At 57.4% G+C, this 12,502-nt stretch carries 14 protein-coding genes and 1 pseudogene; 11 read left to right on the plus strand and 4 right to left on the minus strand.

Translation table 11 applies throughout. From position 1 onward, the window contains the following. Positions 1 to 1,073 precede the first annotated feature (1,073 nt). On the plus strand, positions 1,074 to 1,757 hold the full coding sequence (locus APH42_RS29995; RefSeq protein ID WP_177336881.1) for a hypothetical protein: 684 nt from the start codon (positions 1,074 to 1,076) through the stop codon (positions 1,755 to 1,757). A 283-nt stretch (positions 1,758 to 2,040) separates the two neighbouring features. Beyond that, the gene (locus APH42_RS30000) at positions 2,041 to 2,172 is read left to right on the plus strand and encodes a YHYH domain-containing protein (protein WP_016489890.1); all 132 of its coding nucleotides are present in this window, start codon (positions 2,041 to 2,043) and stop codon (positions 2,170 to 2,172) included. Between the two features lie 72 nt (positions 2,173 to 2,244). On the opposite strand, the gene APH42_RS26845 is transcribed toward APH42_RS30000, so the two are convergent. Genes APH42_RS26845 through APH42_RS26855 form a run of 3 tightly spaced genes read right to left on the minus strand, consistent with a single transcriptional unit; the run spans position 2,245 to position 3,726 of the window. After that, positions 2,245 to 2,976: a TraX family protein gene (locus APH42_RS26845; protein ID WP_012316919.1), complete on the minus strand. Its 732-nt coding sequence runs from the start codon at positions 2,974 to 2,976 to the stop codon at positions 2,245 to 2,247. Continuing rightward, positions 2,973 to 3,413 carry a YqaA family protein gene (locus APH42_RS26850; protein WP_012316918.1) on the minus strand — a complete coding sequence of 147 codons (441 nt, stop codon included), beginning with the start codon at positions 3,411 to 3,413 and terminating at the stop codon, positions 2,973 to 2,975. Before APH42_RS26850 ends, APH42_RS26845 begins: the two co-directional genes overlap by 4 nt. Before the next feature lie 4 nt (positions 3,414 to 3,417). Then, positions 3,418 to 3,726: a metal-sensing transcriptional repressor gene (locus APH42_RS26855; RefSeq protein WP_012316917.1), complete on the minus strand. Its 309-nt coding sequence runs from the start codon at positions 3,724 to 3,726 to the stop codon at positions 3,418 to 3,420. Positions 3,727 to 4,238: 512 nt separating this feature from the next. Here APH42_RS26855 and APH42_RS26860 point away from each other — a divergent pair. From APH42_RS26860 to APH42_RS26880, 6 genes are all read left to right on the plus strand, one after another. Next, on the plus strand, positions 4,239 to 4,976 hold the full coding sequence (locus APH42_RS26860) for a HupE/UreJ family protein (RefSeq protein WP_012316916.1): 738 nt from the start codon (positions 4,239 to 4,241) through the stop codon (positions 4,974 to 4,976). A gap of 11 nt (positions 4,977 to 4,987) precedes the next feature. After that, positions 4,988 to 5,644, plus strand: coding sequence for a hypothetical protein (locus APH42_RS26865; RefSeq protein ID WP_012316915.1), 657 nt, complete (start codon positions 4,988 to 4,990; stop codon positions 5,642 to 5,644). A 74-nt stretch (positions 5,645 to 5,718) separates the two neighbouring features. Next, the gene (locus tag APH42_RS30620) at positions 5,719 to 5,841 is read left to right on the plus strand and encodes a hypothetical protein (protein ID WP_016489889.1); all 123 of its coding nucleotides are present in this window, start codon (positions 5,719 to 5,721) and stop codon (positions 5,839 to 5,841) included. A gap of 170 nt (positions 5,842 to 6,011) precedes the next feature. Next, entirely contained in the window at positions 6,012 to 6,287 is a 276-nt protein-coding gene (locus APH42_RS26870) for a metal/formaldehyde-sensitive transcriptional repressor (protein ID WP_012316914.1), read from the plus strand. After that, entirely contained in the window at positions 6,284 to 7,225 is a 942-nt protein-coding gene (gene dmeF / locus APH42_RS26875; RefSeq protein ID WP_012316913.1) for a CDF family Co(II)/Ni(II) efflux transporter DmeF, read from the plus strand. The genes APH42_RS26870 and dmeF overlap by 4 nt, the downstream gene beginning before the upstream one ends. A gap of 69 nt (positions 7,226 to 7,294) precedes the next feature. Further along, positions 7,295 to 7,468: a DUF1289 domain-containing protein gene (locus tag APH42_RS26880; protein ID WP_012316912.1), complete on the plus strand. Its 174-nt coding sequence runs from the start codon at positions 7,295 to 7,297 to the stop codon at positions 7,466 to 7,468. Between the two features lie 40 nt (positions 7,469 to 7,508). On the opposite strand, the gene APH42_RS26885 is transcribed toward APH42_RS26880, so the two are convergent. Continuing rightward, positions 7,509 to 8,813, minus strand: a complete 1,305-nt coding sequence (locus APH42_RS26885; protein ID WP_012316911.1) for an MFS transporter — start codon at positions 8,811 to 8,813, stop codon at positions 7,509 to 7,511. 190 nt (positions 8,814 to 9,003) lie between these two features. Between APH42_RS26885 and APH42_RS26890 the strand changes: the two genes are divergently transcribed. The 3 genes and pseudogenes from APH42_RS26890 (at position 9,004) to APH42_RS26900 (ending at position 11,830) form a co-directional block, all read left to right on the plus strand. Beyond that, a complete protein-coding gene (locus APH42_RS26890; RefSeq protein WP_012316910.1) occupies positions 9,004 to 9,945 on the plus strand; it encodes a chromate resistance protein ChrB domain-containing protein in 942 nt (313 codons plus the stop codon). Beyond that, positions 9,938 to 11,308 carry a chromate efflux transporter gene (gene chrA / locus APH42_RS26895; protein ID WP_012316909.1) on the plus strand — a complete coding sequence of 457 codons (1,371 nt, stop codon included), beginning with the start codon at positions 9,938 to 9,940 and terminating at the stop codon, positions 11,306 to 11,308. Before APH42_RS26890 ends, chrA begins: the two co-directional genes overlap by 8 nt. A gap of 69 nt (positions 11,309 to 11,377) precedes the next feature. Then, positions 11,378 to 11,830, plus strand: a pseudogene (locus tag APH42_RS26900) (chromate resistance protein ChrB domain-containing protein). Positions 11,831 to 12,502 lie beyond the last annotated feature (672 nt).

Here is a 12,502-nt window from a genome sequence, read left to right on the forward strand (position 1 = left end):
CCACGACCTGCCGATACCTATGCTGTAGGCATAGCGACAGGTTCTCCCCCCCGATCCATGGCGTCCTCCCCGCGTCTGACTCCCTCTTAATTTCACACCATCGTTCTGCGTAGCAGCGGGGCGATGGCACGCGGCTGGGCGCTGATCTGTCGAGGAATCATTTTCATGACTCCATAACGTTTTCAGGGACGGATCCAAGCTGAGCCTGCACAGCTGAAGGGCTTGAACGTAGGAGACAAGGTGAAATTTGGGTTCCGTATGGGGGGAAGCGTCGCGAAATCGTGAGCATTCAGAAGCAGTGATTTTCCAGCCTTAAATGATCGGGCAGGCCTTCGCACCGAGATGCTGACCACTGTCAGCAATGCGCACAGGCCTGTATGACCTGCGCAGATTCCTGCGAAGCAATGACTGCGTAAGCGAATTTCGCCAAACCTCCGCCTGCTTTCCATGCGCCTGATAAAAGATTTGGGTACGTCGATAACCGGCGTGCCTAGGGAGACAGGTAGACCGCTTATGGGCATGCGTTCTGGCAGAGCCTAGCTTGGGCAGCTAGCCAACCAAAGGCGCTGCTGTACAGATCTGGTAGCAAAGAAGCCCGCCTCGGCGGCGGGCTATCAGATGTCTCCAAGGGGAGGCTGTAGGCCAACAAGTCTCGGAGCAAGCGCTTGTAGGATACGCCTCTTGGCTCACGCCCACCAGCCAGCTCGACGGGAGCGAATGGTCCTGCGTTCTGACGGCATTTGAAGCGGCTTATGTGGGCCACGTCAATCGGCAGGGCAATCCGCCAAGACAAAGCAAGCTGGTTATCCCCAGGCGGTATACCCTCAGGGAGAGTCAAAGGCAAAGCTAGGGGTAAATCTAGCGGGTACTCACATTTGAGGGCAGAATCACCAGCTTCGCCTACATTGCACTGGGTTGAGGGGAAGGTGGTGGGAGCAGAGCTAGATCGGGTAAAGGATCGCAAAAGGAGCAGAGCGTTAATCGAAGACCTCTACCTCGACGCGAACCGAGTTTACGTAATCCACTACTCCTGCGAATCGTTTTATCAGAACGATACGGGGGAGTCGAAACGTGTGACCTCCATCGCCACACGAAACCTAAAAACCGGCCAGACCAAATCATGGTCCATCCATAAAGAAGCAGAGCTCAGCAAACAGCTCTCCAGCATGCAAGCAGAGCTCAATAAATTCGAAAAGTCGATGCTCAAAGGCTTTTTCCAATGGCTTGATAAGCACAAGGATTGCCGTTTCCTGCACTGGAATATGCGAGACGAAAATTTCGGGTTCTTTGCGCTTGAGCATCGCTTCCGGGTACTCGGCGGCAAACCCGTAGAGCTGCCGGATGACAAGAAGGTTGACCTTGCGCGTGAGCTGGTTGCGTTGTATGGAAGAAATTATGCCCCGCATGCCGATAGCAAGGGAAGGAAAGGCAGGATCATGGCATTAGCTGAACTCAACAATGCCAGCGACCAAGACGCGCTGCCGGGCGCTGATGAGGCTGCCGCCTTTGTGAACGCTGAGTACATAAAAATGCATCAATCGACCTTGAGGAAGCTCGATATGTTTGCGAACTTCTTCGAACGGACACATGACAAGTCCTTGAAGACGAAATCCAAATGGTACGAGCGGAACGGGGTGCACCCTGTTGTGTTGATTGAAATCGTCAAAGACCATCCGATCTACACGACAGTTATCGTACTGAGTGGCCTTGCCATAGCTGCCGTCAATTTCAGCCGTTTCTTGGAGCTTTTCAACTAGCTCCCCGTATCGGGTTCTGCGCTGTAGCGCAAGCGCCAGTTCACCACTCTTTGGGCCTCATTAGGAGGCCTGTAGGTGTATACGGGACTCGGGACGATTGGATTTAGAGAATTAAAACTCTCGCAGCGTTTAATTCCACGGGCTCCAGCCCGACGCCCGTAATTACCCCTTTCATTGGACCACACCTCGTCGGGGACGCAGCCGCTTGCCGTATGAAGGCAATTAGCCATAATCTTCGCCGGTGGCCGAAGCCACGTACAAAAACCAAGCATGGAGTAGCCTGATGAAAATCGTTTACCTCGTGATCGCAGCAGTCCTGTCGTTCTCCTCGGTCACTGCCTTCGCACATAGCGGCGGTACCGACTCCAAGGGTTGCCACACCAACCACAAAACGGGCGAGCGCCACTGTCACTAAGGCGGTCCGCAGGTCCTTCAGCGCTGGTGTTCTTGACCCTGAGGATGCCAGCCATAGAAGCAAAGCCAGCAGCTAAAGCAAGTTGCGAATACCCAGTAGCGCCACCAGGTGGCCGGGGTAGAACCAATAGCTCCACTGTTTGACAGGCACGACCTTGAACGGCAATGGGGCCCAGAACAGCGCCAAACCGAGCAGAGGTGCAAGAGCGGCGGTCGACAGTGCGAGGATGGCGAATGGTTCTAGTTGCGCTGCTTGCTCGAACAGGCCAGTTCGAGAGTTGGCAGCAGCACAGAGTGCGACGGGCAGTAACGCGAAAAGTTCGGGGCGCTTGATCGCGAGCACCAGAGCTGCCGGCACGAACACTCCATAAAAGCCGAACATCAACGGCTCGCTCAGCAAATAGGCAGCCAGAATCGCCCCGCCGGCCAGTACCAGGCTTTCGAGCGTCCGGTGCTGCACTCCCCAAGCGACCAGCAGACCCAACGCCAACGTGACCAGGACGTTGAATGTGCCTGAGGTGCTGACCATCCGGTATGGCACTTCTGATAGCGCCGCAAACAACACCAAAAGGGCGAGATACCGGCCATTACTCCGGATAAACAACTCACCAGGCTGGTTCCGCGAAACGTTGATGGCCACCGCCAAACAGAACAAAGGAAAGGACAGTCGGCCTAAGACAAACAGGTTACTGGTAGCCGGCCAGGCCAACCGCATGTGATCGAGCACCATCGTAATCAAGGCGATCCACTTGATCAGGTCCTGGCCCGTGTGCCGCTCTCTGTGACGGATGGGATCTGACGTCACGGCATGCTCCCGAGTACCAAAAGAGTCAGTAGCAAGTACCGCCCACCCTTGGCCAAGGTCACCAACAGTGTGAACCGCCAAAGTGGCTCGCGCATGACCCCGGCTACCAACGTAATTGGATCGCCGATAATGGGTACCCAGCTCAATAGCAGTGACCAGTATCCATAGCGCTGGTAGAAGACTTGTGCCTTCTCCAGCTTGGACTCCCTAATCGGGAACCAGCGCTTGTGCTTGAAGTGCTCGACGCCTCGACCCAAAAACCAGTTAACCACGGAACCCAGCACATTGCCGGCGGTAGCCACCGCGACAAGCGCCACGGGCAGGTACAGCTCAGACACTAGCATCGCGGCCAGCGCGGCTTCTGACTGCATGGGTAGCAGCGTGGCGGCCGCAAAAGCTGCCAGAAACAGGCCGAGGTAGCTGGTGAGCTCGAACACGGCCCTACAGGTACTTGGTAATTTGCTTGAATTCGTCCAGGGCCGATCGATCGCCCTTGCTCAAGGCTGCAACCGAGTCCTCAAGACAGTGGTCGATATGGTCCTGGATGAGCGTGCGCTTGGCCTGGCAGACGGCCTTTTCAACCGCATGCAGTTGCTGGGCAATGTCTACACACTCGCGCCCATCCTCGATCATGGCAATGATGCTGCGCAGATGGCCGTCTGCACGCTTCAGGCGCTTGATGATCGCCTCATGGCTCTGGTGAGTATGGGCATGGCCCTGTTCATCATCGTGCTGGTGATCATCGGACATATCTTGAGTCTCTGTCGGCGATACATTACGCTGGCGATGCTATCCCCCCCAGGGGGTTAGGTCAAACGTGCAACGTTGCTGTTGAATCAGCGTCATAGGCATCTGAATGTCCCGTCGTTTCCTGTCATCAGCCATCCTCGTGGCTTTGGCTATGGCCGTTATGCTGGCCTGGACGGGGCACGCCTATTCGTTGGCAGTACCGACTCAAGTCGCTGCCCAAGAAGCAGGGAACATGAAGCATGGGCATGACCATGGCGAGGCCTCATGGAGCTGCGCGCATTGCACTGACCACTATCATGCCCCGCTCACGCCCGACCACCAGCACGAGACCCCTCAGCTCTCTTCTGCTGCGCAACTGACACCTATCTTCGGCCCGTCCATGCCATTGGCCTGGTCAGGCAACTCGGTACCACACCCGCCTATCTTCCGAATCGAACGCCCACCTCGTCCTGCTTTTGCTTCCTGACCCTGGCCGCTTTGCGGCTCTCGATCACTGCAAAAAGGATTGATCCATGCGTTTACACTCGATAACGGGTGGGAGCTTGCTCGCTGTGCGTGCACGCCATCCCATCTGCCTCTTGTTCCTGTTCGTCGCGTCATTGCTTATCGGCATGCCGGAGGCATTGGCACACGCCGTAGCGGAAGGCGACAAGGGATTCATCCAGGAAAGCTCGGGGGTCATGCTGATCCCGTTCATCTACATGGGCGCCAAGCACATGATGACGGGCTATGACCACCTGCTGTTCCTGTTCGGCGTCATCTTCTTCCTCTACCGCCTCAAGGACGTGGGCCTCTACGTCACGCTATTCGCCGTTGGACATTCGGTCACGCTGCTGTTCGGCGTGCTTACTGAGATCAGCATCAGCTCCTACATCATCGACGCGATCATCGGTTTCTCGGTGGTCTACAAGGCGATGGACAACCTGGGGGCCTTCAAGCGCTGGTTCGGTTACCAGCCGAACACCAAAGCCGCGACGCTCGTCTTCGGCCTGCTGCATGGCTTTGGCCTGGCAACAAAGATCCAGGAGTACGAAATCTCGGCCGACGGCCTGATCCCCAACCTCATTGCTTTCAATGTCGGGGTTGAGATCGGTCAGTTGCTCGCGCTGAGCGCCATCCTGATCGTGATGGGCTTCTGGAGAAGAACCGGTGGTTTCTGGCGTCACGCCTACACCGCCAACGTTGCCATGATGAGCGCCGGTTTCCTGCTGATGGGTTATCAGCTGACTGGCCTGATTGTTACCGCTTGAGGATTCTGAACATGTTCAACTCCCCACTTCCTTCGGCAAACGAACTGCCGAGCAGCCGTCAGCTCATTCGATCCACCGCCATCGCCTTCGCTGCCGCGATGGGCCTTCTGGTCACCGTGGTCATGCCTTCGGAGTATGCCGTCGACCCAACAGGTCTGGGCCGAGCCATGGGTCTTACCCAGATGGGCGAGATCAAGATCTCCCTCGCCCAAGAAGCCTTGGCCGATGAGGCCGCTACGAAAGCCGCTGTACCTGCGCCGGCAATACCGGCACCGGTTCCCGAGGCTGCTCCCGCTCCGGCTCCACAAGTTGCAGCGGTGCAGCCTGCCCAGCAAGCAGTGCAGCCAGCGGCAAAAACCGACGAGGTCAGTTTGACCCTCAAGCCAGGCGAAGGGCGCGAGATCAAGCTCGAAATGCGTAAGGGAACTGTCGTTGCATATGAGTGGAATGCTTCGGGACCGGTCAACCACGACACCCACGGTGAAACCTATGACGCGGCCCAGGGCGACTTCCACAGCTACAGCAAGGGTCGTCAGGTGCAAAGCGACAAGGGTGAGCTGACTGCGCTCTTCGACGGCACCCATGGCTGGTTCTGGCGCAACCGTACCACGGGTAACGTCACCATTGTGCTGAACACGACTGGCGACTATCTCAACCTGAAGAAATGACGCGTGGTCGAGGCTCACTAGAAGTGAGCCTCGACCTATCAATTTTTTGATCTCACCACTGTGGAACCTACGACATGACCATCAAACTGCTACGTTCGCTCGCTGTAATCGGTCTCCTCGGCCTGCTCGTCGCATGCGGCGATGCCGAGCCAGAGGTGTCGAACGATAGCGCGGGCCATGGCCACGCTCACGACTGATACCCCGGTTAGAGCCAAGGAAGGCTCTATCTACCGCTCCTCAGGATGACGGTTGATACGTTCGCCAGTCATCCCGCTCGTCTCAAAAATCGCCTGCTGATTACTGGTCTCTTGTATAGGGGGGTGGGGTATGACAATCTCCGCGCCAATATACATAGGGGGAGTATGGTATGGGCCATCTCGCATCGAACAAAGAGGCGCTGCTCAAGCGCGTCAAACGCATTGCTGGGCAGGTGCAGGCAATTGAAAAAGCCCTTCAGGAAGAAGAGGACTGCGCCAAGACCCTGCTACTGGTGGCATCGGCCCGTGGAGCGATGAATGGGTTGCTGGACGAAATCATCAAGGATCACGCCAGGGCGCACGTAGCTCACCCGTCACTTACTGACGAAGAGCGCAGCAAGGGCGTAGAAGAACTCCTGGAAGCCATTCAGCGGTACTCAAAATGACTTCGGACATCCAAGCTATGAGCACGACGGCAACCACCCATGACCATGTTTTTCTCGGTGCCTCCCATGAAGAGAATGCGAAGCGCACGCTCTGGGTCGTGTTGCTGACCGTTGTAATGATGGTGGGTGAGATTGCCGCAGGCTACATCACCGGATCGATGGCCCTACTCGCCGACGGCTTCCACATGGCCACACACGCTGGTGCGCTCGGCATCGCGGCCGCTGCATACGCGTATGCCAAGCGACACGCCACCAACTCTGGGTTCAGTTTTGGTACGGGCAAGGTCGGCGATCTGGGTGGGTTTGCTTCGGCGCTGATCCTGGGACTCGTTGCCCTGGCAGTGGGTGCTGAGTCGATCGTCCGTTTGTTCCAACCGAATGAAGTGCAATTCAGCATCGCGATTGGTATCGCGATAGTTGGCTTGCTGGTGAACATCGTGAGTGCGTTGCTGCTGGGCCACGGGCACAACCATGATCACGGGCATGACCACCACCATCACCACGATCATGGCCACGGGCACGGCGACAACAATCTGCAATCGGCCTATGTGCATGTCCTGGCCGATGCACTGACCTCGGTCCTTGCGATCGTCGCACTGCTGGCGGGCAAATACCTTGGATGGGTCTGGCTCGACCCTGTGATGGGCATCGTCGGCGCCGTTGTTATCGGGCGCTGGTCCTGGAACCTGATGAAAGTGACTGCCGGCGTCCTTCTGGACAAAACTGATGATCACGTAGCGCAGGAAATCCGCGAGTTCATTGAGCAACCGGGTGACGTCCGCATCTGCGATCTTCACGTTTGGCGCGTAGGCCCCGACGCCCACGCCGCTATCGTCAGCGTTGTTGGCAAAGCCGCAACCAGTGTTGAAAGTATTCGTGAGCGGCTGTTGCCGGTTCATGAAATTCGGCACCTGACCGTCGAAATTCACCAAGCCTAATCTGTGGATGCGGGCCGCTGAGGCGGCCTGCACTCACGCGCCACAATCCTGCCCACAGGTAACTCATCCATGGCTTCGCAGATCGAGAACCCTTGTATTTCACTCTGTCAGTTGAAGGGCGATCTCTGTGTAAGCTGCGGACGGTCGAAAGATGAAATCCGCAAGTGGAAGCGCATGAAACGTCCGGAGAAGATGGCCGCCGTACAGAAAGCCAGTGCGCGGCTGAAGGCGCTCAAGAAATAGCACCGACCCAGCGACTCTCCACCGCCCTGGATGGAGGGCGCTATCGCCGTGGCCATTTCCGGTGGAGCTCATCAATGACAAACGAGTGCGCATGAGATTTTCCATCAGCGACATGAGGATGATCTTCCGAAAGATCGTCGTGCTGATGCGACACAACCTCGTGCTCATGGTCGGGATGCCAGATCCATTTGCTCAGTGTCCACGCAAACCCAGCGAGTAGACCTAGGCCAACGAACGCAGCAGTGAGGCTGACGCTGGCTCCCAGCCACCCGGCCAGCGGGTAGGTAATCAGCCAACAAGCATGAGACAAGGCGAACTGCGCCGCGAACAGCGCTGGTCGATCCTGAGCCGAAGAAGATCGACGCAAGATCCGCCCCGACGGCGTTTGTGCCAGGGAATATCCAGCGCCCAGCACCACCCACAGAACAACCAAGGCCGAATAACTGGAGACGAAAGCCCCGATCAGCAAACCAGCCACCAGGATCGCTCCGCCGGCAAGCATGGCCTTACGATCGTCCAGACGCTCAAGAAGTCGCGGAAGCAGCATGGCCACCACCATCGAACCGCCACCGAAAGCCATCAACGCCATGGCCATCGCGCTCTGATCCAGCCCAAGCTTCGCCTGAACCAACACGACCGTATTCACGATAACCATCGCGCTGGCTGCAGCAATTGCGAGGTTCAAGGCCAGGAGGCCGCGCAGGCGCGGGGTACGCAGGAAGATCCGTAGGCCTTTGGTCGTCCGCTCGTAGATGCTCCGCTTGGGCCCGCGAACGGCTACCGGCAATACCGCTGAAACCACCATCGCAGCTGACACGAGGAAACCCACGACGGTGCCACCGAACAGGCTGTGGAAGCTGACCACGGTCAACAGGGCTGCCGCGAGCATCGGGCTAATAACACTCTCCAGGTCATAAGCCAGGCGCGAAAGTGATAGCGCCCGGGTGTACTCACGCTCGTCAGGGAGGATGTCAGGAATGGTGGCCTGGAACGTTGGCGTAAACGCGGCAGATGCAGACTGCAGCACGAAAATCAGCACGTAGATCTGCCAGATCTCGGTGACAAACGGGAGTAACAGCGCCACGGCTGCCCTGACCAGGTCGAGGGAGACCAGCATGGCTTTTCTGGGTAGGTGTTCGGCAAACGCACCGGCAATCGGCGCCACGCCAATGTAGGCCACCATCTTGATCGCGAGCGCAGTGCCCAAGACGGCGCCGGCCTGCGCGCCGGCTAGATTATAGGCCAGAAGCCCAAGCGCTACGGTCGCCAGGCCGGTGCCGATCAAGGCAATCACCTGAGCAATGAACAGGTGCCTGTAAGTGCGGTTTTTCAGGACAGATAGCATGGCACCTCCGTGCACGGCTGGAGGCGATCTCTATCGCCTGAACTTCATCAGATCGACAACAGCGTATCCCCCCCAGGGGGATATGGTCAACGCGATTCCATACGGCTCGACACGCTCGATGAATACCCGTTGCATTTGGACGAAACTGGCTTAATGTAGGAAAAGATACATTTTATGTTGAGTTTTCTACATGATTAGCTGGTCGCTATTGATTTTGGGACTGCCGACAGCAAACGCCACCGAACGAATGCGCGCCTGGAGAACGCTGAAGGCCTCTGGCGCCGCCGTGCTACGCGATGGTGTGTACTTGCTGCCGGAACAAAGCGCGGGCCGCGAAACGTTCGAAGCCGTGGAGCGAGATGTGCTAGCCATCAACGGCACGGCATTTCTGCTGTCGTTGCCAGAACGCGAGGAGCGCTTCAGCGGGCTATTCGACAGAAGCGATGAATACGCCAAGCTGATGGAAGAAATTGCAGGCTGCCGAGCTGACCTATCCCCGGATAATGCGTTGCTGACAGCCCGACAGGTGCGCAAGCTCAGGAAGGCCTTCGGCCAGTTGGCAGCGATCGATTTCTTCCCAGGTGTACTCAAGACCCAAGCCGACGCGGCCCTGCAGGAGCTTGAGACCGCGATTAGCCGCGCTCTGTCTTCTGATGAGCCGAGTGCGCACGATGAGGCGATCAACCAGCTGGAGCGCAGCGAATACCAAGGTCGCCGATGGGCAACGCGAAAACGTCCTTGGGTAGACCGGTTGGCCTGTGCCTGGCTGATCCGTCGCTTCGTTGATGCCGATGCCCAATTCATTTGGTTGGACAGTCCCAGCGACTGCCCAAGCGATGCGCTCGGCTTTGATTTTGATGGGGCCCGATTCAGCCACGTTGGCCAGCGGGTTTCCTTCGAAACCCTCATCGAGAGCTTCGCCTTTCAGCAGCCAGGCCTGGCACGCCTGGCGGGTGTCATCCACTACCTGGATGTGGGAGGCGTACAACCTTCCGAAGCACCCGGTATCGAGCGTGTCCTCGCCGGATTGAGAGAGAGCATTGGCGATGACGATCAACTGACAATGGTCGCAGGAGGCATCTTCGATGGCCTGCTGACGGCTTTCGCAAGCGAGGAAGCCCAAAATGGTTGATACCACCTCCGCAGTAAGTGAACAGCCGCCATCGCAAGCGTCTCAGCAGCCGATCGGTCTGTATGAAGCCTTCCTGTTCTGGCTCAAGTTAGGCTTCATCAGCTTTGGCGGGCCTGCCGGACAGATCTCAGTCATGCATCAGGAGTTGGTCGAGCGTAGGGGGTGGATCAGCGAGAAACGGTTTCTACACGCGCTGAACTACTGCATGTTGCTGCCCGGCCCCGAGGCTCAGCAGCTCGCAACGTATATCGGTTGGCTCATGCACCGCAGCTGGGGTGGGGTAATTGCCGGCGCATTGTTCGTGCTGCCTTCACTGTTCATCCTGATCGGTTTGTCCTGGGTCTATGTCGCCTTTGGCGAGGTGCCGGTAGTCGCGGGCATTTTCTATGGCATCAAGCCGGCGGTCACCGCCATTGTCGTCCACGCTGCACACCGGATTGGTTCACGAGCCCTCAAGAACGGCTGGCTGTGGGCTATGGCCGGCGCCTCGTTCGTCGCTATCTTCGCCCTCAACGTGCCGTTCCCGCTGATCGTGCTGGTGGCCGCCATCATCGGCTATGTGGGGGGCCGCTTCGCACCCGGCAAGTTCGTGATCGGCGGCGGTCATGGGGCCGCGAAGAACAGCTTCGGTCCGGCGCTGATCGATGACGACACCCCAACCCCTGAGCATGCCCGTTTCAGCTGGGGACATCTGGTACACCTGCTGCTGGTCGGTGGAGCGCTGTGGGTGCTGCCCATGGGGTTGCTAACGCTGTCGTTTGGCTGGGACGGCAGCCTGACGCAGATGGGCTGGTTCTTCACCAAGGCTGCACTGATGACGTTTGGCGGGGCGTACGCGGTGCTGCCTTATGTCTACCAGGGCGCTGTCGGTCATTACGGGTGGCTGACGCCAACCCAAATGATCGATGGCCTCGCTTTGGGGGAAACCACGCCAGGGCCACTGATCATGGTGGTTGCCTTCGTCGGATTCATCGGTGGGTACGTGCATCCGATGTTCGGTGCGGAGCACCCGTTCCTTGCCGGTGCAGTCGCGGCGAGCCTCGTGACCTGGTTCACCTTCCTGCCTTCCTTCATCTTCATCCTTGCCGGTGGCCCAGTGGTGGAGTCGACTCACAACGAGATGAAATTCACTGCACCGCTGACAGGCATCACCGCGGCTGTGGTGGGGGTGATCCTGAACCTCGCCATGTTCTTCGGCTACCACGTACTTTGGCCAAAAGGCTTCAGTGGGGCGTTTGACTGGCCTTCAGCGATGATAGCGGTTGCTGCAGCAATTGCCCTATTCCGCTTTAAGCGGGGTGTCATTCAGGTTCTATTCGCTTGCGCCCTGGCAGGCCTGGCAGTCCACATGTTGCGTGGTTGAAACCAACTGCCGGCCGACATCATCGGCCGGTGTTTCATGACCCATCGCCTGCCGGCGGTGGGGTGTCCAATGAAATGGGTAACGCGTGAACGTCCAAAGATCGATCGGATCGCCTGTCCTTGGCTCATCCAGCGCTTCATCGATACAGTCCCGGTTTTCCGCTACGTCCCCAGCAGCGAGGTCTTGCGCGTGGCAAGTGATGAAGGTGCCACGCTCTATGACATTCTAGGGGTAGACCTGAGCCATGTCGGGCCGTTAAGCAGCTTCGACGCCTTCCTCAAGAAGTACCAGCTCGATGATCCCACTCTGGCCAAGCTCGCCGAAATCGTCCGTGGCGCGGACACGTCCAGGCTGGATCTCACGCCCCAGTCGGCGGGGCTTTACGCCATTTCTTTGGGGCTGTTTCGCTGCTACACGGATGACCACGAAATGCTCAAACATGGCCGGATTCTGTAAGACGCCCTCTTTGCATGGTGCCGTGACTGCCACGGTGAAACGCACACCAGGCCACCGCAGATGTAAGAACTCAGCTTGCCGGGCAATGGAAATTTCTTCTGATGACGTATCGGTGGGGCTGCGTCATGAGCTCGCTGTACTGGCCCTTTGCTTGTTTCGCCGCGCAGCCGAGAATCGCTTCCAACCGGACTGTAAGGCCCGATCTAGGACTGTGTGCTGGCAGAGTGAAGAGGGGGCATGAGACAGACTTAGTACCTGTGAACAGGAGAAGCTCGTACCGATTACCTCTGTGTACAAAGATACCATCATAATTTTTCCGGGGTTTTTGCACGATATATCCTTGTGATTTTTCTTTGGCTGAACCTTTGCTGTGACAACCTTTACTGTTGTGACGACCTTTATTAAACGGAAAAGCCCAAGAATTTTTGAAAGATTATGCTTTGTGACAACCTTTATTCTCTCTTCTCCAGGATCAGCGCCCCCGCTCGGCCGCGGAATCCAAGAGCTTTTGTGACAAAGTTTATTAATCCGTAACATCAAAATTGGTTTTAGAGAATTAAAGCTGTCGCAGGAGCCGGTGAGGTCCATCTCATCGTCTCCTGCGAGGCTTCCGGCCCTTCGTCTGAAGCTTCGCCCCTTACCTTTTCTGCTCTTCAGGGACCCGCAACCCGTGCTGTTGCGAATCCAACCTGATGAAATGCCCCTTTCGGATGTTGAACGAAACCTTTACTTACAGTT

Source organism: Pseudomonas sp. NBRC 111140 (assembly GCF_001320885.1).
GTDB lineage: Bacteria > Pseudomonadota > Gammaproteobacteria > Pseudomonadales > Pseudomonadaceae > Aquipseudomonas > Aquipseudomonas putida_P.